25 protein-coding genes and 1 pseudogene are annotated in these 25786 nt (G+C 56.4%); 10 read left to right on the top strand and 16 right to left on the bottom strand.

Annotated features, from left to right (window positions below; all coding sequences use genetic code 11):
* Nucleotides 1-57: 57 nt before the first annotated feature.
* Nucleotides 58-861 carry a protein-disulfide reductase DsbD domain-containing protein gene (locus ACZ1G5_RS11610; RefSeq protein WP_472732986.1) on the top strand — a complete coding sequence of 268 codons (804 nt, stop codon included), beginning with the start codon at nucleotides 58-60 and terminating at the stop codon, nucleotides 859-861.
* Here ACZ1G5_RS11610 and ACZ1G5_RS11605 read toward each other — a convergent pair.
* The 5 genes from ACZ1G5_RS11605 to ACZ1G5_RS11585 form a co-directional block, all read right to left on the bottom strand.
* Nucleotides 858-4253 (bottom strand): efflux RND transporter permease subunit, encoded by a 3396-nt coding sequence (locus ACZ1G5_RS11605; RefSeq protein WP_472732985.1) that lies wholly within the window; start codon nucleotides 4251-4253, stop codon nucleotides 858-860. The two genes, ACZ1G5_RS11610 and ACZ1G5_RS11605, sit on opposite strands and share 4 nt — an antisense overlap.
* Nucleotides 4253-5710 (bottom strand): efflux RND transporter periplasmic adaptor subunit, encoded by a 1458-nt coding sequence (locus ACZ1G5_RS11600; RefSeq protein WP_472732984.1) that lies wholly within the window; start codon nucleotides 5708-5710, stop codon nucleotides 4253-4255. Before ACZ1G5_RS11600 ends, ACZ1G5_RS11605 begins: the two co-directional genes overlap by 1 nt.
* Nucleotides 5711-5782: 72 nt before the next feature.
* The gene (gene moaB / locus ACZ1G5_RS11595) at nucleotides 5783-6325 is read right to left on the bottom strand and encodes a molybdenum cofactor biosynthesis protein B (protein ID WP_472732983.1); all 543 of its coding nucleotides are present in this window, start codon (nucleotides 6323-6325) and stop codon (nucleotides 5783-5785) included.
* A gap of 7 nt (nucleotides 6326-6332) precedes the next feature.
* Nucleotides 6333-6887, bottom strand: coding sequence for a hypothetical protein (locus ACZ1G5_RS11590; protein ID WP_472732982.1), 555 nt, complete (start codon nucleotides 6885-6887; stop codon nucleotides 6333-6335).
* A gap of 11 nt (nucleotides 6888-6898) precedes the next feature.
* Nucleotides 6899-7699, bottom strand: coding sequence for a uracil-DNA glycosylase (locus ACZ1G5_RS11585; RefSeq protein ID WP_472732981.1), 801 nt, complete (start codon nucleotides 7697-7699; stop codon nucleotides 6899-6901).
* Between the two features lie 45 nt (nucleotides 7700-7744).
* On the opposite strand from ACZ1G5_RS11585, the gene ACZ1G5_RS11580 reads away from it, so the two are divergent.
* From ACZ1G5_RS11580 to plsY, 5 genes are all read left to right on the top strand, one after another.
* Nucleotides 7745-8575 carry a hypothetical protein gene (locus ACZ1G5_RS11580; protein ID WP_472732980.1) on the top strand — a complete coding sequence of 277 codons (831 nt, stop codon included), beginning with the start codon at nucleotides 7745-7747 and terminating at the stop codon, nucleotides 8573-8575.
* 52 nt (nucleotides 8576-8627) lie between these two features.
* Nucleotides 8628-9578, top strand: a complete 951-nt coding sequence (locus ACZ1G5_RS11575; RefSeq protein WP_472732979.1) for an aspartate carbamoyltransferase catalytic subunit — start codon at nucleotides 8628-8630, stop codon at nucleotides 9576-9578.
* Nucleotides 9579-9602: 24 nt separating this feature from the next.
* Nucleotides 9603-10127 (top strand): hypothetical protein, encoded by a 525-nt coding sequence (locus ACZ1G5_RS11570; protein WP_472732978.1) that lies wholly within the window; start codon nucleotides 9603-9605, stop codon nucleotides 10125-10127.
* A gap of 81 nt (nucleotides 10128-10208) precedes the next feature.
* Entirely contained in the window at nucleotides 10209-11492 is a 1284-nt protein-coding gene (gene pyrC, locus ACZ1G5_RS11565) for a dihydroorotase (RefSeq protein ID WP_472732977.1), read from the top strand.
* A complete protein-coding gene (gene plsY, locus ACZ1G5_RS11560; RefSeq protein WP_472732976.1) occupies nucleotides 11492-12106 on the top strand; it encodes a glycerol-3-phosphate 1-O-acyltransferase PlsY in 615 nt (204 codons plus the stop codon). Before pyrC ends, plsY begins: the two co-directional genes overlap by 1 nt.
* On the opposite strand, the gene ACZ1G5_RS11555 is transcribed toward plsY, so the two are convergent.
* From ACZ1G5_RS11555 to ACZ1G5_RS11525, 7 genes are all read right to left on the bottom strand, one after another.
* Entirely contained in the window at nucleotides 12103-13599 is a 1497-nt protein-coding gene (locus ACZ1G5_RS11555; protein WP_472732975.1) for a mannitol dehydrogenase family protein, read from the bottom strand. The two genes, plsY and ACZ1G5_RS11555, sit on opposite strands and share 4 nt — an antisense overlap.
* Complete coding sequence (locus ACZ1G5_RS11550) at nucleotides 13599-14372, bottom strand: L-iditol 2-dehydrogenase (RefSeq protein WP_472734321.1); 774 nt, start codon at nucleotides 14370-14372, stop codon at nucleotides 13599-13601. The genes ACZ1G5_RS11555 and ACZ1G5_RS11550 overlap by 1 nt, the downstream gene beginning before the upstream one ends.
* The gene (locus tag ACZ1G5_RS11545) at nucleotides 14369-15373 is read right to left on the bottom strand and encodes an ABC transporter ATP-binding protein (RefSeq protein WP_472732974.1); all 1005 of its coding nucleotides are present in this window, start codon (nucleotides 15371-15373) and stop codon (nucleotides 14369-14371) included. Before ACZ1G5_RS11545 ends, ACZ1G5_RS11550 begins: the two co-directional genes overlap by 4 nt.
* Nucleotides 15374-15420: 47 nt before the next feature.
* Nucleotides 15421-16251 carry a carbohydrate ABC transporter permease gene (locus ACZ1G5_RS11540; protein WP_472732973.1) on the bottom strand — a complete coding sequence of 277 codons (831 nt, stop codon included), beginning with the start codon at nucleotides 16249-16251 and terminating at the stop codon, nucleotides 15421-15423.
* A gap of 4 nt (nucleotides 16252-16255) precedes the next feature.
* A complete protein-coding gene (locus ACZ1G5_RS11535) occupies nucleotides 16256-17119 on the bottom strand; it encodes a carbohydrate ABC transporter permease (RefSeq protein ID WP_472732972.1) in 864 nt (287 codons plus the stop codon).
* 129 nt (nucleotides 17120-17248) lie between these two features.
* Nucleotides 17249-18562 (bottom strand): ABC transporter substrate-binding protein, encoded by a 1314-nt coding sequence (locus ACZ1G5_RS11530; RefSeq protein WP_472732971.1) that lies wholly within the window; start codon nucleotides 18560-18562, stop codon nucleotides 17249-17251.
* A gap of 95 nt (nucleotides 18563-18657) precedes the next feature.
* Nucleotides 18658-19683, bottom strand: a complete 1026-nt coding sequence (locus ACZ1G5_RS11525) for a LacI family DNA-binding transcriptional regulator (protein WP_472732970.1) — start codon at nucleotides 19681-19683, stop codon at nucleotides 18658-18660.
* Between the two features lie 225 nt (nucleotides 19684-19908).
* Between ACZ1G5_RS11525 and ACZ1G5_RS11520 the strand changes: the two genes are divergently transcribed.
* The 3 genes from ACZ1G5_RS11520 to ACZ1G5_RS11510 are packed head-to-tail and all read left to right on the top strand — an operon-like array spanning nucleotide 19909 to nucleotide 21248.
* Entirely contained in the window at nucleotides 19909-20436 is a 528-nt protein-coding gene (locus ACZ1G5_RS11520; RefSeq protein WP_472732969.1) for a GbsR/MarR family transcriptional regulator, read from the top strand.
* A 24-nt stretch (nucleotides 20437-20460) separates the two neighbouring features.
* Complete coding sequence (locus ACZ1G5_RS11515; protein ID WP_472732968.1) at nucleotides 20461-20895, top strand: hypothetical protein; 435 nt, start codon at nucleotides 20461-20463, stop codon at nucleotides 20893-20895.
* An 11-nt stretch (nucleotides 20896-20906) separates the two neighbouring features.
* Nucleotides 20907-21248, top strand: coding sequence for a hypothetical protein (locus ACZ1G5_RS11510; RefSeq protein WP_472732967.1), 342 nt, complete (start codon nucleotides 20907-20909; stop codon nucleotides 21246-21248).
* A gap of 40 nt (nucleotides 21249-21288) precedes the next feature.
* Here the strand turns inward: ACZ1G5_RS11510 and ACZ1G5_RS11505 are convergent, their stop codons facing one another.
* The 4 genes and pseudogenes from ACZ1G5_RS11505 to ACZ1G5_RS11490 all read right to left on the bottom strand — a co-directional run bounded on the left by ACZ1G5_RS11505 (nucleotide 21289) and on the right by ACZ1G5_RS11490 (nucleotide 24795).
* Entirely contained in the window at nucleotides 21289-22659 is a 1371-nt protein-coding gene (locus tag ACZ1G5_RS11505) for a glutamate--cysteine ligase (RefSeq protein ID WP_472732966.1), read from the bottom strand.
* 56 nt (nucleotides 22660-22715) lie between these two features.
* Complete coding sequence (locus ACZ1G5_RS11500) at nucleotides 22716-23234, bottom strand: hypothetical protein (protein WP_472732965.1); 519 nt, start codon at nucleotides 23232-23234, stop codon at nucleotides 22716-22718.
* Nucleotides 23227-24066, bottom strand: coding sequence for a GNAT family N-acetyltransferase (locus ACZ1G5_RS11495; protein WP_472732964.1), 840 nt, complete (start codon nucleotides 24064-24066; stop codon nucleotides 23227-23229). Before ACZ1G5_RS11495 ends, ACZ1G5_RS11500 begins: the two co-directional genes overlap by 8 nt.
* A pseudogene (locus tag ACZ1G5_RS11490) lies at nucleotides 24063-24795 on the bottom strand (16S rRNA (uracil(1498)-N(3))-methyltransferase). The gene ACZ1G5_RS11495 and the pseudogene ACZ1G5_RS11490 overlap by 4 nt, the downstream one beginning before the upstream one ends.
* Between ACZ1G5_RS11490 and ubiA the strand changes: the two are divergent.
* On the top strand, nucleotides 24796-25761 hold the full coding sequence (gene ubiA / locus ACZ1G5_RS11485) for a 4-hydroxybenzoate octaprenyltransferase (RefSeq protein WP_472732963.1): 966 nt from the start codon (nucleotides 24796-24798) through the stop codon (nucleotides 25759-25761). It begins immediately after the preceding pseudogene.
* Nucleotides 25762-25786 lie beyond the last annotated feature (25 nt).

Genomic DNA, 25786 nt, shown 5'->3' with positions numbered 1-25786 from the left:
CAAAGCCTATCGCAAACGTGACTTCCCATTGCAGCGCCGATGAATAAATAAGGAATTATGCGCAAGAACCTGCTGATACCCTTCGCCATTATGGCCATGCCGACCTTTTTGGTCGCTCAGAACTTCGACGATCTGGCGCAGGTCGAAGTTCTTACGGGCTGGCGTACATCATCCGGCGATCACATTGCCGCGGTGCAAATTACGTTGGCACCCGGCTGGATCACCTATTGGCGCGCGCCCGGCGATGCCGGGATCCCACCCCAGTTCAACTTCTCAAGTGATAGCGCGATAGCCAGCGTGACACCTCACTGGCCAGTGCCGCAAGTGGTGGGTTATGACGATCTACAATCTGTCGGCTACTATGACCGCGTCGTGTTCCCGATCACTGTTGATACCAATGGTGTTGGCGGTGACATTCCACTCTCTGCCGAAATGACAATCGGCGTTTGCGAAGAAATCTGCGTTCCTGTCAGCTTTGCCTTGGACGCGGTACTCCCGTCTGTCGGTGCGGCTGATGCGACGATCGCTGCGGCGCTCGCCGATGAACCTTTGACCCGTGCAGAGGCTGATGTGGGTGAGGTCACCTGCACTATTGACCCCATCAGCGACGGCTTGCGATTGACGACAGCGATTGATGTGGCCGCCTCTGGTGCGTCCGAACATGTGGTTGTCGAGGCAAGCGATCCAAGCGTTTGGGTTTCGCAGGCTAATGTGACGCGATCAGGCGGCACGCTGAACGCTATTGTCGATATGGTCCACCCCAGCGGCGCACCGTTTGCCTTTGACCGCTCTGGCGTCCGCATCACTGTCATCGGTGACGATGGTTACGGGATTGATCTGAGGGGGTGCAGCGCAGGTTAACTGCGCGTGCGCCGCACACCGTAACCGAGCAAGGCGATCACATAGACCGCCACCAGCAAACCAATCAGTCCAACAACAAACAAACCAAAGGCTGCAACGGCGCCACTATTGAGCATGGGCAAAAGGCTTGCGACTGCGGGCAAGGGCGCGCCTGTCAAAAGGGTTGGGGCGAGCGTCACCGCAAAAAGCCCAACCGCGCCAAGTGCACCAAAGCCGGCAGGGATGAACATCGCAGCACGCCGCCCACGCAAGGCGCGTTTGGCTGACTGCACCTGCTTGTACACATCGGCCTGCATCGCCATCACTGACGGCACAATCAACAGCACCAAGACCATCCCAAAGGCCAAGCCAAAGACGAGCGTTACCACAGTCGGCTTCAAGAACTCGGCCTGATTGGAGCCTTCATAAAGCAACGGGGTCAAACCCAGCACAGTTGTCAGCGTCGTCAACATCACGGGGCGCAGACGGTCGACCGTGCCATCAATAATCGCGGGGACCAATCCGCGATCCTGCGCGTATTCATCCACGGTCGTGACCAACACGATACTGTCGTTGATCACGATCCCCACCATACCGATCAGGCCAACGACCGTGAACATACTCATCGGAATACCCCAGACGTGGTGTCCATAGATCGTCCCAACCAAAGAGAACGGAATGATGGACATCACAACCACAGGTCGGGTCCAACTGCCGAAAATCCATGACAGCGTCAGGTAAATGCCAAGCAAGACCAAGATCAGCCCGGTGCGGGCATCGTTGAGGAAACGCTGTTCCTGCTCACTTTGGCCAGAAAGTTGTGTTTCAATTGCGAAGTCACTTTCAATGCGTGGCAGGATATCATCGCTGATGATCTGCTGGATTTCCGCAGCCCGCGCGGCATCGTCATCATCCAGATCACCAATCACAGAGATAAGTTGGATGCCATTCTCGCGCCGGACCGTTGAAAACCCTGTGCGGCTTTGGGCCGAGACAACATCAGCCAGTGGCACATAAATACCTTCAGGCGTCCGGATTTGTGTGCGATCAAGGAAATCAGCCGAGAGTTCGCTATCTGGCAGTTCAACCCGAATGGTCGCAGACCGTGCACCCTCTGGAAAACTCGCCGCCTCGATACCGCCCAAACGATTGCGCAGAACGCGGCCCAGACCATCAATGCTCAGACCCAGCGCGTCACCTTGCGGGGTCAGCTCTAGGATCAGCTCTTGTTTGTCGTAAGCGAGTGTATCTTCAAGCCCAGACACTTCGGGAAACTGAGCAAGGGATGTCTTGAGCGCTTCGGCAGCCGCTTTGAGCGTGTCGCTGTCAGCACCAAACATCTGGATATCAAGGCTGTCACCACCCGGCCCGGAGCCCCAGCTACGGAAACTGACAGTTTCGGCCATTGGGTGCTGCACAATCGCGTCCTGCAACGCGCTCACAAAAGCAAAACTTGAGTAAGGGCGACTGTCTGCATCAATCAATTCAATTGTGATCGAACCCAGCTGATCGGCGTCTTTTGTGTCAGAGCCCGCAATCGCACGGCCGGAATTGCCGCCAATCTCTGCGACAACAAATTTCAAAGGGTTCGCCCCATGCTCTGCCTCATACGCGGCGCCCAGCGTTTCTGCGGCACGCTGCATCTCTTGCATCATCTCAAAGGTGTCATCGCGGGTCGCACCGGGCAACATCGCGAAATTGCCAGTCACCTGACTGCGCTCTGGCGCGTTGAAGAAGCGCCAGTTCACATCGCCTTTGATGAACAGGGTCACCTGACTGGCCAACAGGACAAGCGCCATTGCAAAAACAGGATAGCGTGCTTTGATGACAAGTCCGATAAAGGGCCGAAAGAGCGTCTCCTTGAACCAGTCAAATCCACGGTTCACTGTTCGGGACGGCCAATCATACCAATGCTCTTTTGCGGAATGGGCGATGGAATGGGCCAAGTGGTTTGGCAGGATCAGGAAGCATTCGATCAGGCTCGCCGTAAGGACAACGATCACGGTGAATGGAATGTCCGAGATCAGATCACCAAAGCGGCCCCCGATGACAACCAGACCAAAGAACGCAATAATCGTCGTGACCGTGGCCGAAAACACGGGGCTGAACATGCGTTTGGCGGCGCGTTCCGCCGCGACGGTTGGATCCTCGCCAAGCTGTCTGACCCTGAAATCCGCGTGCTCGCCAACAACAATTGCGTCATCTACGACGATCCCCAAAGTGATGATCAGCGCAAAGAGCGAGATCATGTTGATCGTAATCCCGACGGCGTACATCAGCGCGATGGCCGCCAGCATCGCGACCGGAATGCCGAATGCCACCCAGAATGCCGTGCGGGCATTCAGGAACAGAAACAAAAGACCCACAACCAGCATCAGCCCGGTCAATCCATTGTCGAGAAGAATATTCAAACGGCCCTGGATCAATTCTGCGCGGCCGTTGGTTAGCGCAATCGAGACGCCTTCGGGCAGCGACGCGGTCAACTCTTGCGCGACCTCTTCCACGGTTTCCTGCATGCCGATGGCATCGCCCTGGGCCGAACGCTGCACGCGCACTTTGATCGCAGGATTTTCGCCTACGAAATAAGCCCTTTCGCGGTCAGTCCCTTCGACCCGAATGGTCGCAACATCCGCAATCGTCAGTTTGGAGCCGTCCGCATTGGAGCGCAGGACAATCGCGCCGATATCTTCTGCACTGCGTTTGGCGACACCGGTCCGAACACGCGCGTTGGCTGACACATCCCCTGCGGGATCAGCTTGGGCCTCTTCCGCGATCCGGGCGGAGATATCGGACAACCCGATATCATATTGGATCAACGAGATCGACGGAACCTCTACAATCGTTGATGGCGCGGCAACGCCCTGCACGATCACTTGTGTCACGCCTTCGGCAAACAAACGCGTTGAGAATTCATCCGCAAATCGGCCTAATTGTTCCACACCAACGGGTCCTGTGATCACGACGTCCGTCACACGGTCCGACCAGCCCCCGCGCCGCACCGATGGATCGTCGGCGTCTTCCGGCAGATTTGAAGTACCATCAACGGCCAGTTGCACATCTTCTGCGGCACGGTCGATGTCATAGCCCGGATCAAACTCAATCCGGATCGAGGCGCTGCCTTCGCGTGACGTCGCTGAGGATGACGTGACACCTTCAACGGCCAACAAAACCGGCTCCAGAACCTGAACGATGGCCGCGTCGACGTCCTCTGCCCCGGCACCGTCCCACGATACCGAAACCGTCAGGTCATCAACAACCACATCTGGGAAGAACTGCGCGCGCATGTTCGGAAAGGCGAAAAGGCCCGCTGTCAGCATCAACACCAGCAACAGGTTCGCCGCCGTCCGATGCCGCGTGAAATATGACAGGATACCGCCCGCGCCCGCGTTCAGCCTGTCTCCGCCCGTAACCATTAGCTGCCCATCCGTGCTTCAAGCCGGGTAACGGTCTCAGCGCTGACCTGGTCTTCTTCCAACTGGCCAATGATGCGGGCTTTGACGTCATCGGGCATACGGCCCTCCGTGACGAATGCGATCAACTTTGCCCGCCGTTCGGGATCAAGTGAGATCATTTCAGGTTCAGGTTCTGCCTCCACAACGCCGGGACGAATGGGGCGGACCTTGATCCCTGCGCCCAGTAAAGGGGACCGTTCTGCAACGATTGTCGCGCCGGCGACGTCCGCCCTGACACCGATGATCACATCATCACCCTGACGGCGCAGGACAGTGACATCTGCCTCGCTCAATCGATCTTCGGCGCCTAGGACCAGAACCGCGCCATCTGCGGCAACGGCCGTGGCTGGTACCAATGCAACGTCGCTCAACGCCGGCTCATTGATCCGCACGGTTACAAAATCACCGGGACGGAAACCCGGCGTTGTTTCCAATTGCGCAAATAGCAAACGCCCGGTTTGACCGGCACCAACAACGGCGCCTTCGCGCGTAATCTGGCCCTCGGCCCGCAGGTTCACGCCGGACACATCCAGCGTCACACCCACCGGTGCTTTGGTCAGCGCGCCATCCGCATCCAACAGCCGCGCGTATTGGGACGTTGAAACACGAAACGATACCTCAAGTCGTGTCGGATCAACCAGTTGGGCAAAGCGTTCATTGGCGGTGACGCGTCCGCCCGCGCTGATGGTCACATCAGCCAGTGTGCCATCAAACGCTGCAAAAACCTCGGTGTCTGCAACTGCGCGCTCTGCCTCGGCAACGCTGATCTCATTTCGCGCCAGCCGGGTTGTGGCTTGATCAATCCGCGCTTGTGCTGACGCCAAAGACTGTCGTCTGGTCAGTACCGACGCCTGCGCCGCAGAAGCCGCAAGCTCTGCGGTTTCCACAGCGGCCGCCGTCCCAACACCACGGGCTTGCAGGTCGCGGGCACGCGTCAAAGCCTGATCGCGCAACGTGTCTTGCGCGCGCGCGGCTGTCAGTTCATCTTCGGCCAAGCCCAACGCGCGTTCGGCATCACGTAGCTCCGCTTGGGCATCCTGCAAATCGGCACGTGCACGATCCAAAGTCGCTTGCGCCTCTGCCGGATCAATGCGCAGCAACAGTTCGCCCTTGGCTATGCTGCCGCCCTCGACCAGTGCATCACTTGCAAACAGAACCGTACCGCCTGTGGCACTCCGCAGATCAAGCGTGCGCTGGCTGCGTAGTTCGCCAAAGACGGTAAGTTCCGGGGTGAGTGTTTGCGCGTCCAGCGTCAGGACATTGACGGCAAGGACGCGTTCACGCTGTGGAAACGCCCGTGGCTCTTCGCTCATGCGCGCCACAATAGCACCACGCACCATTTCACCAGCCCACGCGATCAGCGCCAGCGTAACCGCAAGCAAGAAAACACCCGTGAGACTGCGACGTAAAAAACGCATCTGTAATATCCTTAGCCCGTCTTAGAGACTTAGGCGAACGTGGCATGCTTTCCAGTGATACGCACGGAGCCGTTATTTCCGGCGTAAATGTTCGTCAAGACGCGGCATAATTTCCACGAAATTGCAGGGGCGATGCCGATAGTCGAGCTGCTTGAGCAGAATTTCATCCCACGCATCCTTGCAGGCACCCGGTGATCCGGGCAACGCAAAAAGATATGTGCCCTGCGCTACGCCAGCCGTTGCACGACTTTGTACAGCGCTGGTACCGATCTTTTGCATACTGACGATCGTGAAGATCGTACCAAAAGCATCGATCTCTTTTTCATAGACATCGCGGTGCGCTTCGACCGTCACATCGCGGCCCGTCAGGCCAGTCCCACCGGTAGAGATAACAACATCAACAGCATCATCCGCACACCACTCGCGCAGCTTTTCTGCAATCTGATCGCGCTCATCCGCGACAATCTGACGATCTGCTAACACATGGCCAGCTGCAGCGATCCGGTCCACCAAGGTCTGCCCCGATTTATCATCCGCCATTTGCCGCGTGTCGCTGACCGTCAGCACGGCGATGCGCACAGGTACAAACTCTATCGTTTCGTCGAGACGGCTCATCTGATCCTCACAGACATGGGTTTGCGACGGGCAGTCGCGGGGTCGACATCATCCCGCTGATTTCTGCAGCCCCTTCATCGGAAAACACGCGGTCGGCCAATGTGGTCACAAGATCAAGATTGGAACAGAAAGGGCGCGCACCTTCGATCTGCGAGGTGACCAAGGCGTTGTATCGCTCCTCGACCAGCTCAAACGATGCTTGCGGCACGGTGTTCTGTCCATAAAATGTCAGCGCTTGGGTGCGATAGGCCGTCTGCGTTTCAATCTGATCGGCCGGCAATTCAGCCTCACAGGCCTGCATCGCGCTTTCAATAGTCGCCAGAATACTGACAAAGCAGCCCATGGCCCCCTGCCCGCCTTCATCAAGGCCGGTATAGCCGCGCGGCAAGCTTTCATCCCGGATCAGCGTGACATCACCAATGCGCAGGATCGACCGGGTTTCTGACACATCCATGACGTCTGCTGCCCGATCAGCAAACAAAGCTTCATAATCAATCAGATCCAGCGGATCCGCCGCCAACGGCCCTGCACAGCAGGCCGCAATCAATGCCAGTCGTTTCATCTAAACCTCTCTCAGCCGCGCAGGCGGGCATTCAACTCCAGCAAATCCGCCCACGCCTCGCGTTTGGCAATCGGATTACGCAACAGATAGGCGGGGTGGAACATGGGCAAACAAGGTTTCCCCAGAACCTCGGTCCAAGTACCCCGCATGCGGGTGATGCCTGTGCGCCCAAGCAGCGCCTGACAGGGTGTATTGCCCATTAGGACAATGATGTCAGGGGCGGCCAATGCAACATGCCGTTCCAGAAACGGGAGCATCATCGCGATTTCAGCCTTTTCCGGTGTGCGGTTAGATGGCGGCCGCCACGGCAGTACATTGGTGATATAGACACTGCGTGCCACGTCATCTGCCGCGCGGCCCATCTGGATGGCTTCCAGCATGCGATCCAACAACTGCCCTGCACGCCCGACAAAGGGACGCCCGGCGCGGTCCTCTTCGCGCCCCGGTGCTTCGCCTATGATCATGACACGGGCGGACGGGTTCCCATCGCAAAAGACAAAACTGCGCGCGCCCTTCTTCAATTCACAATGTTCAAACGCCTGCATTGCGGCAGATAGGGCGTTCAAATCAGGGGCCGTTTCAGCCGCTGTTCGCGCAAGTGCGACGACATCAACCTCTGACTTCTCGACAGGCGCAGGTGCCGCAGCAGCGCGCTTCTCAGGCGTTACCGTCTTAGGCGCTGGCTTAACAGCCTCTAACCCGTAGCGATCCACGGGCGTGTTCAGAATGGCATCAGTCGCCCCCAATTCGACCTGCCACTCCAGCAGGGCGCGGTCGGTCCAATATGTCTCGCTCAGAATCCATGAACCCACGTTATGATGGATTGACGGGGATGTGCAGGGCCTACACAAATTCTGATGAAACTGCCCCGATCAACTGCAGGCGAAACAGATCAGGTTCACCGCATGCAGATCATACACATTGTAATGCTCTTAGCCTTGGGAACGCCCATTCTCATCACGGCAATGCCATTTCGACTGGCTGTGAACTGGATGAACATGACCGTACTGCTGTCAGCCTATGGTTGGGCATCGCTTTATATGGTCCCGCATCATGATCAAGAACTCGGCTGGGCAGTAGCCGTATTGTATCTTGGCCTATTCAATTGCTTGATTGGCGTCATATTTGTCACCCGACTTTGCTTACGTTGGTACTACGCGGCCCCAATCCTGCCGGTGTCACCCCCAAACGTCATTCAAAATACTATTCATGGCTGTAATGGCGTGTTCATCGCGCTAATCGTCTTCGCCTATACAGCGAGTTTTTTCAGCGGAACCGGCCAAGCCGTTTTAAGCCATCTGATTTTATGCGTCGTCGCGCTGGTTGTTCTACCGCTAACGCATTTTAGGCGGGTGATTGGCATCTACCGGCTTTCCATCGCTTTGAGCCTTATTGCCCTCACAATAATGAGTGCCGCCTACCCAGCGGTCTTCCACACCTCGGCCCGCGCTGAAGCCAATGGTGCTTCTTATTGCATCTTCCCCGGTCGCCATCACCTGCCTACCAATAGTCATAGAGACTTAACGCTTCTGACATCTACCAAAGGTCAGACGGGCGGCGGGCAAGCAATATTAGTCATCGAAAACCCGGATGGGCCCATCTACGGCAATTGGTCCTTTCGTCGTAACAGTTTCATGGTACCTTGGGATCTGTTTGAGCCACCAACCCACCTAAGATGTCCCCATTGATGCTGACTTAAGCGCTGCTATAACCGCTGGAGGGTAACCAAAGGACCAAGGCATGACATTTCAGCAAAAGCATCTTTTGGGTATCGAACCGCTCCATCCCACCGAAATCACGGCGCTTTTGGATTTGGCCGACAGCTATGCCGATCATAACCGGCGCGGTGTGGCGCACCGCGACGTGCTGGCGGGGCTGACGCAGATCAATATGTTCTTCGAAAATTCCACCCGCACGCAAGCGAGTTTCGAACTCGCAGGCAAGCGGCTGGGCGCTGATGTGATGAACATGGGCATGCAGGCATCTTCCATCAAAAAGGGTGAAACGCTGATTGATACCGCGCTTACCCTGAACGCGATGCGGCCCGATCTGCTGGTCGTGCGACACCCGCATTCGGGTGCTGTTGATCTGCTGGCCCAAAAGGTAAACTGCGCGGTGCTGAACGCAGGCGACGGCAAGCACGAACATCCGACACAAGCGCTGCTGGACGCGCTAACCATTCGCCGGGCCAAAGGCCGTCTGCACCGTCTGTCCATCGCGATTTGCGGGGATATCGCGCACAGCCGCGTGGCCCGCTCGAACATCATGCTGCTGGGCAAAATGGAAAACCGGATTAGGCTGATCGCACCGCCGACGCTGATGCCATCGGGCGTCGCGGATTTTGGGGTCGAGGTGTTTGAGAACATGGAAGAGGGCCTGAAAGACGTCGACGTTGTCATGATGCTCCGCTTGCAAAAGGAACGGATGGATGGCGGGTTCATCCCGTCTGAGCGCGAATACTTCCATCGCTACGGTCTGGACGCCGCGAAACTCAGCCACGCTAAAACGGACGCCATTGTCATGCACCCCGGACCCATGAACCGCGGGGTTGAAATTGACGGCACGATTGCCGACGATATCAACCGCTCGGTCATTCAGGAACAGGTCGAGATGGGCGTTGCCGTGCGTATGGCCGCGATGGATTTGCTGGCGCAGAACCGGCGGGCGGCGAAGACGGCGGTCATGGCATGACCGCAGCTTTCAAAGGGCCACCGGATGAAGCTTGAAATTCCTGCAAACGATCACGGTGCGATCTATGTGCTAGAGTTCCAGGGCAGGCCGCCGGCTGGTCTTGCCGACAAGACGGATGCCGCGATGCTGGCCGTGCTCGGACCGGTCGTCGTTAACACCGATTATGTCGATACCATCACCCCAGGCACGCTAACCGACATGACCCTGCCTCAGCTGATCACACATGGCTATGATATGCCTGTCAGTGACAGCGATGCTGAGGCGTTGCGGGGTCTGATTGGCACCGCTGTGCTGATCATGTCTGCGGCCTTTGGCGGGCAGGCCGTGGCGGTTGAGTTGCCAACAAATGTACGTATCGCGGCCATCTTGCGTGAAAAGCCGGTAATCAGAGCACCCGAACCGATCCCGTCAGAGGCTGCAAAGGGCACATTGGAACCCAAGCCCGCCAAACCACCGAAATCAAACGCACGGATGAGCGGAATGGTCGCAACATATGCGTTGCTTGCAATGTTTGCTTTGGTGGGCCTGATGATCTGGGTCGGTGGCTAGATGGATCAGATCACTCAAGACTTGCTCTGATATGCAAATCCCGCCAAAACCCACAGACGCTCCGCGCATAGGACCATGCACATGACGGCTACATTTTTTGCCAACGCCCGCTTGATCGATCCGGTCGCACTAACCGACGCATCAGGTGCAGTGCTGATCGAAGATGGCGTAATCAAAGAGGTATTCGAAGCCGGCGCCACCCCACCAAAGTCCGCCAATGTCATGGATTGCGGCGGGCAATGCCTTGCGCCGGGCATCATTGATATCGGTGTCAAAGTGTCTGAACCCGGCGAGCGGCATAAGGAATCTTTCCGATCTGCAGGACGCGCCGCAGCAGCAGGCGGCATAACGACCATCGTGACACGGCCCGACACGTTGCCCGCAATTGATACCCCCGAGACACTGGAATTTGTCGAACGGCGCGCGCAACAGGATGCGCCGGTCCATGTCTTGCCGATGGCAGCCCTGACCAAAGGCCGCAATGGGCGCGAGATGACCGAGATCGGGTTCTTGCAGGATGCCGGTGCCGTTGCTTTTACGGACTGCGACCGGGTCGTCACCAATACCAAGGTCTTTAGCCGCGCGCTGACCTATGCCCGCTCGTTGGATGCGCTTGTGATCGGACATGTCCAAGACCCCGGCTTATCCGAGGGGGCCGCTGTGACCTCTGGCAAGTTTGCCTCCTTGCGCGGTCTGCCCGGCGTCAGTCCTATGGCTGAACGCATGGGGCTGGACCGGGACATCAGTCTGCTGGAAATGACAGGCGCGCGCTATCATGTTGATCAGATCACAACTGCGCGGGCGCTACCGGCGCTGGAACGCGCCAAACGCAATGGCCTGAAAATAACCGCGGGCATTGGCGTCCATCATCTGACGCTCAACGAACTTGACGTGGCCGATTACCGGACGTTCTTCAAACTCAAACCACCGCTGCGCAGCGAAGAAGATCGTATCGCGGTCGTGCAGGCCGTCGCAGACGGATTGATCGACATCATCAGTTCCATGCACACGCCACAGGACGAGGAAAGCAAACGCTTGCCTTATGAAGAAGCAGCAAGCGGTGCCGTTGCGCTGGAAACGCTACTCCCAGCGGCCCTGCGGTTGTACCATGCAGAGATGATCGATCTGCCAAAGCTGTTTCGCGCGTTGTCCCTGAACCCCGCGCATCTGATGGGGCTTTCTGCCGGACGATTGCAGGCCGATGCGCCCGCTGATTTGATCCTGTTTGATCCTGATGCTCCGTTTCAGTTGGACCGATCGACGCTGCTGTCAAAATCCAAGAACACACCATTTGATGGCGCGCGCATGCAAGGCCGCGTTCTTGGGACTTGGGTCAATGGCCAACGCGTGTGGGAGATGCCTTAATGCTACCTTTTGAAAGTGCGACATCAGTTCTGATCCTTTGGGCCGCCTTTGGGTATCTTTTGGGGTCAATCCCCAGCGGGATGATCCTTGCCAAAGTTATGAACCTCGGCAACCTGCGCGACGTCGGATCAGGAAACATCGGTGCCACGAACGTCTTGCGCACGGGCAACAAGAAGGCGGCGGCACTGACGCTGCTATTTGACGCCGCCAAAGGCGCTATCGTAGTGCTAGCCGCCAGACAATTTGCGGCAGAGGACGCAGCACAACTCGGCGCCCTAATGGCATTTTTGGGACATTGTTTTCCGATTTGGCTCCGCTTTCGCGGCGGCAAAGGGGTTGCCACTTACTTCGGCATCTTGCTGGCGGTCTCTTGGCCAATGGGGCTGGCGGCCTGCGTGATCTGGCTTATTGTGGCCGGACTATCGCGATATTCGTCGTTGGCCGCTTTGGTCACGGCAGGTTGGATGCCGGTGGTCGTCGGCTTTACGGACAATGGCTTTATGTTCGTACTCCTCGCAATATTGTGTTTGTTGGTCTATTTGCGCCACATCGGCAACATCCAAAGGTTGCGCAAGGGAACCGAAACAAAAATTGCACTGAAAAAGACGTCTTAGGCGTCGAGATAGGCCCTGATTGTGGCTGCTATCCCATGCGCCCAAATCATCGTAAGCGCCGCGCCAAAAGTCTCCGCAAAGCGTGGATTGTCGGACAGATCACCATAGTACTGGCGTTGTTGCAGCCATGCTTGCGGGTCTGATTTGGCCTGCAATGCCACCGCCTTCAGATCATCCCAAAATGGATCATTCGGCGCTATTTCACTGCCATCTTCACGGGTTCCCGCGCACATACGCGCCCATGCCGCCTCTGCCAGCGCAAGACCGGCAATGGGTGTACCCGCCGCCAGCCCGTCACGAATGGATGGGATGATAAAACCGGGGTGACGGGACGCCCCATCAAAGGCCACCCTGCGGGTCGTATCGACAATACGCGGGTTCGCAAATCGATCTTTGATCAGGTTCACATAATCAGGCGACGAAATACTTGGAACGTCTTTAAGGTGCGGCAGGATCTCTTGATGTGCCACCCGATCAAAGAACGCACTGATTTCGCCATTGGCCATACAGCCGGAAATCGTCTCAATCGACAGAATTTCCCCGGCATTGGCAAGGATTTGGTGCCCACCATTCAGCACCCGGATTTTCATCGCCTCAAAGTCGTGGACGTCATCGGTAAAGGTCGCGCCCACCTTGTCCCAATCGGGGCGTCCGGCGCAAAAGGCGTCTTCAATCACCCATTGACGGAAATTCTCATGCGTCACTGGCGATGCATCATCGATGCCTAGCGACCGCACGAGATTTAGCTCGTTTGGTCCTGTGGCTGGTACGATGCAATCAACCATTGAATTTGGGAAACTACAGTTTTCATCAATCCACGTCGCAAGCGCAGGGTCAGACATGTGCGCCAAGGACACAACCGTCTGCCGCAGGATGACGCCGTTGCCCTGAAGGTTGTCACAACTCAGACAGGTGAAAGGACCGGTGTCCGTGGCGCGACGCGCCTTGAGTGCTGCAATCATGGCACCAAACGCTGTTTTCGGAGACTGCGGATGCGCAGCATCATGCACAATATCAGGATGTGACGCGTCAAATCCTTTGGTTGCAGGATCAACGAAATATCCGCCTTCGGTCACCGTCAGCGCGACAATTCGGATGGCGGGATCTGCCATTGCAGCGATCAGAGGCGCGTTGTCTTCGGCAACCGGCGCGAAATCAATCATCGATCCGATGACTTCTGCTGTTGTCTTGGTCGGGTCCAGCTCGATCAATGTCGTCAGATAGTCCTGCCCGGCAAGGCGATCTTTCTGCGCCGCGTCCCCGGGACGGACGCCGGCACCCACAATCGCCCAGTCATGTGCCAAACCTTGCTGCATCAGCCGGTGCAGATACCACGCCTGATGCGCACGATGAAAGTTGCCCAATCCGATATGGACAATCCCGGGCGTCAGTTTTGACCGGTCGTAAATGGGACGAACAACACCACCCGGCAACGCCTTCAATGCTGCATTGCCCAACTTCGTTAACGCATCTTTTTGCACCGAAACATTCATCAGCTCATCCAATTCCCACCGTCGACGTTGTATGTTTGCGCAACGATGTATGCGGCGTCATCGCTTGCAAGAAACACCGCCATCCCTGTCAAATCTTCTGCCGTTCCCATACGTCCAAATGGAACCGCTGCGCCGACTTCTTTCTTCTTTTGCCCCGGCGCCTTGCCCTCGTATTTGGCAAAGAACGCGTCGACACTGTCCCAATGTTCACCATCGACAACACCGGGCGCGATGGCATTCACGTTGATGCCATGCGCAATGAGGTTCAGTCCGGCAGATTGCGTCAGGCTGATAACGGCGGCCTTTGACGCACAATAAACCGCGACAAGGCTTTCGCCGCGTCGGCCCGCCTGCGATGCCATGTTGATAATCCGGCCTTTTGTGCCCTGTTCAATCATGTGCTTTGCAACAGCCTGCGTCGTGAACAAGGTGCCTGCGACATTGATGTCAAAGACCCGGTGATAGTCGTCACGGGAAACCTCGGGAATGGGTGCCGCACTGAAAATCGCCGCGTTATTGATCAGGATGTCAATTGAACCCAACGCGGCAACAGCATTGCTGACACCTGCGTCGATACTCTTTTGGTCCGCGACATCCATTTCAACAGCCACCGCAGAAGAACCGATAGAATCCGCCGCTTTTTGCGCGCTCGCAACGTCAATATCGGCAATAGCAACACGCGCGCCTTCGGCCACGTAGGCCTTGGCAAAGGCCAGCCCGATGCCGCGTGCGGCACCGGTGATCAGCGCTGTCTTGCCGGCCAATCGCATCAGTCGATCCGCAGCCCCTGCGCATCAAACTTGTGCATCTCGTCCATACGTGGGTTCAGGTGGATGGTGTCACCATGCGTCAGGTTCACATCACCAATCGCACGCACGGTCAGCGTTTCAGCCATACCCGTGTTGTGGATATGGAAGAAGGTATCAGAGCCAAGATGCTCGGCCACGCCAACGGTACCCTGCCACACACCATCACTTTGAACGACGTCGATGTGTTCGGGCCGGACACCAACAGTATGCGCGCCGTGCTTGGCCGCGAACTCACCTTCAACGAAGTTCATCTTGGGTGATCCGATAAAGCCCGCCACAAATTTGTTGCGTGGTGTCCGGTAAAGCTCAAGCGGCGAGCCGACTTGTTCAATCACGCCTGCCTGCAAGACGACGATTTTGTCAGCCATTGTCATGGCTTCAACTTGGTCGTGCGTCACATAGACCATCGTTGTGGCAAGTTTCTTGTGGAGTTCGGAAATCTCCATCCGCATGCCGACACGTAACGCCGCATCGAGGTTCGATAGCGGTTCGTCGAAGAGGAAGGCGGACGGTTCGCGCACAATCGCACGGCCAATCGCGACGCGCTGACGCTGACCGCCGGACAATTGACCGGGGCGCCGGTCGATATAATCGGCAAGGTTCAGAACCTCGGCTGCGCCATTTACGCGCTTGTCGATCTCGGCCTGATCCATCTTCGCCATCCGCAGCGGAAAGGCGATGTTCTTGCGCACCGACATATGCGGGTAAAGCGCATAGGACTGGAACACCATCGCAAGGCCGCGTTTCGCGGGCACCAGATCTGTGGCGTCTGTGCCGTCGATCTCAATATGGCCCGTTGTGATATCCTCCAGTCCCGCGATCAGGCGCAGAAGTGTAGATTTACCGCAACCTGATGGCCCGACAAAGACGGTAAATTCGCCGTCTTGGATTGTGAGGTCCAAAGGTGGAATGACCTGCACGTCGCCAAATGACTTGGTCACCTGTTTAAGTTGGATCTGTCCCATGTGTCAGGTTCCTTTTTATACCCTAACGCTTCGCTGCTTGAGGGTGTTTATTTCACCGCGCCGAACGTCAGGCCGCGGACAAGTTGTTTCTGGCTGAACCAGCCAAGGATGAGGATTGGCGCAATCGCCATAGTCGAAGCCGCGCTGAGCTTGGCAAAGAACAAACCCTCCGGGCTGGAATAGCTGGCAATAAAGGCCGTCAAAGGTGCTGCGTTAACCGCTGTCAGGTTGAGCGTCCAGAATGCTTCGTTCCAGGCGAGGATGAAATTCAACAGCAGCGTGGATGCAATGCCGGGGATCGCCATCGGTGTCAGCACATAAAGCAATTCCTGGCGCAACGTGGCACCATCCATGCGGGCCGCCTCAAGGATCTCGCCGGGGATTTCCTTGAAATACGTATAGAGCATCCAGACAATGATCGGCAGGTTGATCAGCATCAGAACAACGACCAGACCGGCGCGGCTATCAAGCAAACCCAATTCGATGAAGATCAGGTAGATCGGGTAAAGCACACCAACAGCTGGCAACATCTTGGTTGAGAGCATCCACAGCAGGATGTCTTTGGTCCGCTTGGATGGGACAAATGCCATCGACCATGCGGCCGGGATCGCGATTGCACAGCCAAGAACAGTCGAAAGCCCGGCAATGATGATCGAGTTCCACAAAAAGCGCCCGTAGTCGGACCGCTCCATCACGATGCGATAGTTTTCCAGCGTCCAGTCAAAGCCCAAAAAGATGGGGGGCGCTGCAATCGCCTCGGCTTCGGATTTGAAGCTGGTCAGGATGGTCCACAAGATCGGGAAAAAGATCAGCAGACCAATCGCCCATGCGACAGTGGTATTCAAAAGCTTCCGGCGGGGGGATACAGAACGGGCCATATTTTTAATCCAGGTTCTTACCGACGATCCGCATCAGGAAGATCGCGATAATGTTTGCAAGGATGATGGCGTAGACACCACCGGCGGAGCCGAGACCAACGTTCTGGCTTTCCAGAACCCGTTGGAAGATCAGGTAAGACAGCGTGCGCGTTCCGAATGCACCCCCAGTGGTCACGAAAATCTCGGCGAAGATCGCAAGCAGGAAGATGGTCTGGATCAGGATCACAATGGTGATCGCGCGGCTCAGGTGCGGCAGAACGATGAACCAGAACCGTTTGATCCAAGGTGCGCCATCCATTTCGGCGGCTTCAAGCTGTTCGCTGTCGAGCGATTGTACGGCCGTCAGCAAGATCAGCGTCGCGAATGGCAGCCACTGCCAGCTGACGATCATAATGATGGAACCCATAGAGGCGTCCGAGAGCCAACTGACCGGTTCGGCCCCGAAGAACCGCCAGAGGTGAGCAAAAAGACCATTTACGGGATCCATAAACATGTTCTTCCAGACCAGCGCAGACACGGTCGGCATGACAAAGAACGGTGCAATGACAAGGATACGCACCACGCCCTGACCCCAGATCGGTTGGTCCAGCAGTAGGGCGATCAGGATGCCAAAGATCACGGTGATGGCCAGAACGCCAAGAACAATGATCAGGGTCGTCGTGACCGCCGGCCAAAAAGAACTGGAACTGACAAAGCGGGTGTAGTTGTCAAATCCGGCCCAGCCTTGGTCGCCGCCACGCAGCGGCAGGTAGACACGGAAAGAGAACCACAAGGTCATAATGAGGGGGACCAACATCCAACCCAAGAGCAGGATCACGGCGGGTGCCATCATTATTCTGGCAGCGGATCGGGAAGCTTTGGTAGCCATTGGATGCAACTCCTCTGTAAACAGGCGCTACATTTTTGCGCGCTGAATTAGGATAACATTATTTTTTAGTGGTGGTGGGTAAACCAAGGGGCAGCAGAGTGAGCGACCGCCCCTTGGATCGAAAGTTGCTTAGCGGTAGCCAGCAGCTTCCATTGCTTCGTTCGTGATAGCCTGAGCTTTCGCGAGCGCTTCTTCGACGGTCTGCTGACCAGCGTAAGCGGCAGAGAATTCCTGGCTTACTTCGGTTGCGATACCCGCAAACTCTGGGATCGCAGCGAACTGAACACCAACGTATGGGCTTGGCTCAACCGTGCTGTCGTTAGGATCAGCTGACAGGATTGAGTCGAGCGTCATCTGTGCGAAAGGAACAGCCTGGTAGTTGGGGTTTTCGTACAGTGACGTACGTGCACCAGGAGGTACGTTTGCCCAGCCTTCGTTTTCAGCAACCATCTCAATGTAGCCTTTGCCTGTAGCCCATTCGATGAACTGCTTGGCTTCGTCTACCTGCTGTGTACCTGCAGGAATGGCCAACGCCCATGCCCAGAGCCAGTTAGAGCGCTTGCCCAAACCATTGTCTGGTGCCAGAGCAAAGCTCACGCTGTCGGCAACTGTGGAATCGTCGCCTGTCACGAAGGATGCCGCAACAGTCGCATCAATCCACATGCCGCACTTGCCCTGATTGAACAAAGACAGGTTTTCGTTGAAACCGTTGGTGGCGTAACCGGCAGGGCCAGACGCATCCATCATGTCTTTGTAGAAGTTCAGAGTGTTTGCCCACTGCTCTGTGTCGAACTGGGCGTTCCAGTCTTCGTCAAACCAGCGTGCACCGAAAGAGTTGGACATCGCTGTGATGAAAGCACCGCCTTCACCCCAACCGGCCTTACCGCGCAGGCAGATACCGTTGATGTCGTTGTCACGATCGGTCATGGCTGCCGCAGCTTCCGCAATGAAATCCCATGTTGGCGCGTCTGGCATTTCAAGACCAGCGGCTTCCATCAGGTCTGTGCGGTACATCACCATCGAGCTTTCACCATAGAATGGTGCAGCATAAAGTGTGCCGTCATAAGACAGACCACCCGCCATCGCTGGCAGAATGTCAGCAGCATCATATTCAGCGGAAAGATCGTCCAATGGAACCAGCCAGTCGTTGGCGCCCCAGATTGGCGTCTCATACATGCCGATTGTCATGATGTCGAACTGACCACCGTTTGTGGTGATGTCAGTTGTCACACGCTGGCGCAGTACGTTTTCTTCCAGTGTCACCCACTCGACGGCGATACCGGACTCTGCGGTAAACTGATCGGTGTAACCCTGCATACGGATCATGTCGCCGTTGTTGACGGTCGCAATCGTGATCGTTGCAGAATGGCCATCGGCGAATACGCTGCCTGCAGTAATCGCTGTCAGCGCTGTAGCCGCACAAAGTGCGCTCTTAATAGACATCCGGTTCCTCCCTAGATTTGGATGTGATGATGAAAGGCTAGGCTGGAAGCGACGCGACGTCAATAATTTATTTACGCGCGTAAAGAAATTTCAACTCACGCTGAATCCCGCATGATCAGTTTGCCTTCAATTCTTGTGCTTTTCCAAGGCTCTACATGGCCATCAATCGCAGAGAACAGCGTCTCTGCGGCATGCTTAGAGACCGCATCATAGTTGTGCGAAATCGTCGTCAGCGGCGGACAGGTATACCGTGAATGTGGATGACCGTCCTGCCCAGCCACCCGAATCGCACAGTCAGATCCACGTCCAACTTTGATTCCCTGCTCGTAGCAAGCGGTCAAAAGACCGATCGCCAATCGGTCATTGCTGCACAAGATCGTATTGGTTGAGAATTGTTTGTTCGACAAGGCCTCATGGCCACCCAGACGCCCGATCTCTTCAAAGGCCCATCCTTCGCCTTCTATGGAAATCACCTGCGGTTCAAAACCAAAAGCTTCCATTGCCTTTAGATAGCTTTGCCGACGCCTGTGCGCGTTCGGGTTCGCCGGCGTTTTCATTTCAAAGAAGCAAGGCGGCTCCCCGGTACGGCACAAATAGTCTGTAATGTCGGACGTAAACTGATGATTGTCCGATCCGACAAATGCCATCCCAAACTGTTCCACACTGCTGTCAAAAATAAGGGTCGGGACGTCGTCGCAGAATTTCTCGAGCCCACGGCGGTCCGATGCGCGGCCCAAAGGTGCGAGCAACGCACCTGCTGGCTTCAACGAACGTAGGCTGTCCAGCACCTCCACTTCTGTTTCGGGGTTACCATGTGAGCTGAACAGCGTCGGGCGATATCCAGCATCAATACAACGCTGCTCAATGTTCCGTGCTATCTCGGCAAAGTAGGGATCGGTTAGCAACGGAACCACAATACCGACGTTCTTTGTCAGTTTGCGGTTTTGGTTCATCGCAAAGATATTTGGGCGATAATCGTATTCTTCGATCGCAGCTTCAATCTTTTCACGGGTCTTTGGACGAACACTTTCAGGGTCGTTGAAGTACTTTGATACCGTGGGTCGAGAAATGCCACTTACGACCGAAAACTCTTCCATGTTCTTAATCTTGTCGCCGGACATCGTCGCAGTTCGCCCCTTACATTCGCCTGCTTTCCACGACCATAGCAATTTGTTATCGCGCGTCAAAATCAAACTTCGCTTTATTGTAAAATTTGTGAAAGCCGATAAGTTTGTAGCCATCGCGGTTGTGAAGAGTTCAGCCCAAAGCGCAACAGGCAAACGAAATCGCTTGACGTTTCCATTTATCCTGTTATTTCTGAAATTACAGAAACTAAGGAATACGTCATGCAACTTACCCCCGCGATGCAAGATTTTATCCTTCACTGGGGCGAAATGGGCACCAAATGGGGTGTGAATCGGTCAGTCGCGCAAATTCACGCGCTGCTGCACCTTTCGCCCAAGCCAATGGCCGCGGATGAAATATGTGAAGCGCTGAACCTCGCACGCTCCAACGTGTCAACCGGGATCAAGGAATTGCAGGCGTGGAAGCTGGTCAGCGTTAGCCGCGATCTTGGCGACAGACGCGACAAATTCCATTCCATCCGCGATATGTTCGACCTCGCCCATGTGGTGATTGAAGGGCGGCGCAACCGCGAATTCGCACCAACAATTGCTGCCCTCGAACGGGTTGCCGCCGAAGCAGGTGATGACACGACACCACCCCAGATCAAGGCGCGGATGGCCGAGACGCTTGCGACGATGCAGATGTTCGACAAATGGTACATGGATGTGGCGACGTTGCCGCGCGGCGTACAACTGGCCGCGCTGAAGCTGGGCGCCCGGATCGCAAGGTTGTTGCCTAAGTCCAACTAAAAAATTTATCTAGGAGTTTCTCAAATGACAGAAACAACAAAAATTAATGAAGGAAAGCTGAAGCCGCGTTATTCGGTCGATCCAGCCGCCTTTGTCGTCGCACTGATAGCGGCACCTGCTGTCGTCACTTTCTTGACCTTTTGGACCTTAATCGGACTTTTTGCGCTCCCCTTTGGTATCATCCCATATCTAGTGATCGGGACACCAATACTGTTGTGGGCCGTAGGGCGCATCAAGCCATCGTTCGGTCCCTATGCCGTGCTAGGGCTCATCGGCAATATAGTCATGCTCGGTCTTGGTGCTTTGCTCATACAGGCACAGGCCGTCGATAGCATTGATGCAGATATGCTCTACTTCTTTGCCGGTTTCGGCCTGATCTTCGCCCCGCTCTATGCCGGTGCGTTCGGGTCGCTCTACGCCAGCTTCCACCCGAAAATCCGTATTCTTCAACCGTACTGAAAGGACATCACATGTTGTTCGTCTATCCCATCTTCTTTCTTGTGGCGGCCTGCGCCCTTGCTGGCTTGTCCTACATGATCTTCAAAATTGGCGAAGCTTTGGCCGATTGCCCGACAACCGGACGGGCAGCCAAAGCAGGCAGCCTGACCATCGTCACCGGCTTTGTCGCCATCGGCGGGGGTGCTGTCATGATCATCGGCGCTGGCGTCTTTGTCGCCCTATCGGAAATCCCGGTTGAGGGCGTGCTGGCCGCACTTGGCCTCTCAATCCTCTGCCTCGGGCTTGGGTTTACCCACGCCATCGCAACCTTGCGGGACGTCGTGGCGCAAGCCGCCAAACAGGCCGCAGCTTAAGCCAAATCACCTCGGGCGCCATGCGTCCGGGGTGACCCCATCAATAGCTGTATTCTCCATAAATCCGCTTCAGGTCACCACCCCAGTCACCATGATAGTGATCCAGCAACTCATCCGCTGGCGTCTTCCCACTCTCAATCGTTTCCTTCAGTGCGTTCAGGAAATGTGTCTCATCTGCGATCAGCCCACCGGCACCCGACATCGCGCGGGCTTTCAGGCCAGCCTCTGAAATTGCCACAACTTCACGCGCAAGATCATGCATGTTGATCCCATCGACCTGTGCCTGCAAACCATCGACAGAAGCGGCCACACGCAGTGCCTCACGCTGCGCGGCGGTCCAGCCTTTGCAAAGGTCCCAAGCGGCATCCAACGCGGTCTGGTCGTACATCAAGCCCACCCAGAACGCAGGCAGCGCGCAAAGCCTGCGCCACGGACCACCATCGGCACCGCGCATTTCAATAAACTGTTTGACGCGCGCTTCCGGGAAAACGGTGGTCAGGTGATCCGCCCAGTCAGACAGCAGTGGCTTTTCACCCGGCAGCGCCGGCAACTCACCTTTCAGGAAATCGCGGAACGACATGCCCAGCGCGTCGATATATTTGCCGTGGCGGTAGACAAAATACATTGGCACATCGAGCACCCATTGCACCCAGGCCTCAAACCCAAAACCATCTTCGAAAATGAAGGGCAGCATTCCCGTGCGCGCATCGTCTAGATCGCGCCATATGCGGGAACGCCATGATTTATGGCCGTTGACCTGACCTTCGAAGAATGGCGAATTGGCGAATAACGCTGCCGCAACCGGCTGCAACGCAATCGCCACGCGCATCTTTTGCACCATGTCGGCCTCGGACCCGAAATCAAGGTTCACTTGCACAGTACAGGTCCGGCGCATCATGGCGGTGCCCATCGTGCCGACTTTTTCCATATAGTTGTTCATCAACTTATAGCGGCCCTTGGGCATCAGCGGCATCTGCTCATGCGTCCATTCAGGCGCTGCACCCAATCCGATGAACTTCACGCCGATCTCGTCTGAGACGGATTTCACCTCGGCCAGATGGGTGTTCACCTCATCACAGGTCTGGTGGATTGTCTCTAAAGGCGCACCCGATAGCTCCAACGCGCCACCCGGCTCCAGGCTGACGTTCGCGCCATCCTTGGTCAGTCCGATAATGTTGCCTTCTTCTTCGACGCGGTCCCAGCCAAAGCGACCCTCTAGCCCCTCAAGCACGGCCTTGATGGACCGTTCCCCATCAAATGGCAGCGGCTTGAGCGTATCTTGGCAATAGCCGAATTTCTCATGCTCGGTGCCAATGCGCCAATCTTCTTTGGGCTTACATCCCTTTGCCAGCAATTCAGCCAATTGATCGTGATGTTCGATAGGGCCGCCGCCAGATTGAGGGATAGACATGAGGCTGTGCTCCGCTGTTTGTCAGGTCATATCGGTGACTTGCCCCAGCCCCCATGTCAATGCAAGAGCGGCTTCACCCGGCTCCAGACTGTGACGCGCGCATCAGGTGTGTGTGAAAGCACATCCAGCACCGTGTTAGTTTTGATGTCGGGTAGTGACGCAAAGACATCGAACAGGTCCTCGGCCCCTTTGGCATTGATTGGAATGGCCAAAACTTGGCCTTCAATGCTGGTCAAAACCCAGCTGGGTTCCGGATGGCTGGTTGGGTCAATCTCCAAGCGGCTGAGGTCGGCGACATCCATAATGCCGCCATCAAGCGGGCCAAAATAGGCAAGCCGACGCTCACGGATCTGAACGACCCCCGGGCCATCGCCATCTTGTGCAAAGCGTGCCCTTTGGACGCCGGCAACGCCCCAGGCGATGCCGATAGCACTAAAGATATATCCCAGCCATTGGTTGATACCGACGCCCATGGTTGCCCACCACAGCCCTAAAGTCAGAACCGCACCCGCCAAAAGCACTTCACGCCAGCGCCAGAAAAACGCGCGGACTTCCGGCCGGAAGAAATCACCCATAGATCACCTGCGGTTCTTCATAAACAAGTATTGTATAATCACCTATGCGCTCAAACCCGATCGCCTCATAAGCCTTGGCAGCCTGACGCGACGCCGCAAACAAGATCGCGTAGCGCACGCCATTGCCTTGCGCCTCTTGCAGATGCATTGCCACGGCCCGCCGCGCCAGTCCCTGCGACCGTCGCTCGGGCGGGGTGTAGACTGCGCCGATCTGGACGACTTCGGGCAGCACAGCGTTGAAACCCGTCATCCCCACAGGCGCACCATCTTTACAAATGACGCGGTGGGTATCGGCTGCAATGTAGCTTTCAATGTCATCATGGGCCTTCTGTTCACTGTCCTCGCCCGGCATCGGCAAGACTTCATCAAGATAGGCACGGCGCCAGCCAATGATAAGATCATGTGGCGCATCTGCCAGCGGGCGTAGGGTAAAACCGGTACAGTCCGGCACGTCCAATTTATCTAACGCGAGCTCGTAAAGCGGTTCTTCGCTATTCAGCCCACCGTGCCGGGGCAATCCCAGGACCGCGCGCAATTCCGCGATCTGGCTTGCATCGCCCAGCATCCCTTTGACAGTCTTGCCTGTCAGCACGGTTTTCACCTGTGCCCACGGTCGTGTCGGACATTGGGGAAAGATCATCCCTTCTTGCGACATCGGCAGCAGGTCTGTGATTTCTCCGGCCTCCCAACGCACCCAGAACTGCATGGCACGCGAATGCCCCCCATCCATGCCGTATCTGCGCAGGTTCGAAAGCGGAAACATCGACGTGGCGATATGTCTGGTCAGGAACGCCTCTATCGCGGGGCGGTCGTCCGCTGTGGCACGGATCATGCCCAGTCGCCCAGCGCCTGTTGCCAGATCGTCAACGCGGCAACCGCGGCGGTATCGGCGCGCAATATACGTGGCCCAAGACTGACCGGCTGGGCAAAAGGCAAACTGCGCAACTTGTCGCGTTCCGCAGCTGAAAATCCGCCCTCTGGTCCGATCAGGATCGCCCACGGTCCGTCGGTCTGCGGCAAAGCGACGGGATCGCCGATCAAAATTTCGTCACAGAACATCAATTGCCGATTGTCCGGCCAATCAGCCAAGATTCGGTCCAGCTTTGCCAAGTCATCCACCGGTGGCACAAACGTCCCACCACATTGCTCGGCCGCCTCGACCGCGTGTGCTTGCAGCTTGTCCTGCCGGACGCGGTTGGCGCTTTGGGTGAAATCGGTTTGCACCGGGCAAATACGCGCAGCGCCCATTTCAACCGCTTTTTCAACGATAAACGCCGTGCGCTCTTTACGGATGGGGGCAAACAGCAACCACAGATCAGGCGGCATCTGCAAAGGCCGGGTCTGCGCCAAACATAGCAGTACCCCCTTTTTTGCCCGCTTTGGCGACCTGTGCATTCCATTCGCCGTCCGCCCCATTGATCAGCGAAAGCACCGCACCTTCTGCTAGCCGCATGACCCCAAAAAGATAATGCGCCTGTTCCCGCGACAGTGGAACCGATTGCCCTTCCCCCAGCGGGTGCTCTACATAAAGTCTAACCTTGGATGCCATGAGGCGAACCATATGACCGAAGATGCCCAGATGCCAGAGCCCAGCGGCACCGTCGCAGACGCCGTCAAGAACAACTGGGTTGACCGGTTTGCACCCGGCGTCAGCAGACCCTTCCTGCGGCTGAGCCGTGCAGACCGACCCATTGGCACATGGTTACTTTATACCCCCTGCCTCTGGGCGCTGGCTTTGGCGATCTTGGCAACCGACAGCTATAGCCAGCACGATCTTTGGACCATTGCCGGTTGCGCGATTGGCGCGTTTTTGATGCGTGGCGCGGGTTGTACGTGGAACGACATCACGGACCGCGATATTGATGGGTCGGTCGCACGCACCCGGTCGCGGCCTATTCCATCAGGGCAGGTCACGGTGCGCAACGCGGTCATTTGGATGTTGATCCAGACGATAGCGGCCTTCTTTATCCTCATTTCATTCTACCCCACCGCCATCTTTCTAGGGGTTCTGGCGTTGGCACCCGTCGCAATCTACCCTTTCGCAAAGCGCTTCACCTGGTGGCCTCAGGCTTTCCTTGGGCTGGCGTTCAACTGGGGGGCGCTACTGGCTTGGGCCGCGCATACCAATAGCATTGGCCCGGTGCCGGTCGTGCTCTATTTCGCGGGCATCGCATGGACGTTGTTCTATGACACGATCTATGCCCATCAAGATGCTGAAGATGACGCCCTGATCGGCGTGAAATCAACCGCCCGTCTGTTCGGCGACGACAGCCGCAAATGGCTGCGATTGTTCCTGACCGTTGCCATCGTCCTGTTTGGTGCGGCCGTGGTGCTGGCAACCCACGAGCGTTCAATCCTATCAGTTGTGATCGCTATCGGCGGACCGTGGGCCTTTGGCTGGCATCTGACATGGCAACTGAGCCGATTTGACCCCGAGGATAATGACAAATTACTCAAGATTTTCCAATCAAACCGCAACGCCGGCCTGATCCCCCTGCCATTTTTCGCCTTAGCGCTTCTGGTGTGATTGAACACCGCCGCAGGTGGGCCTA

This window comes from Yoonia sp. JB2-21 (genome assembly GCF_055693545.1).
Note: the sequence above shows the minus strand (reverse complement) of the source record. Positions and strands in the feature narration are given on the sequence as shown.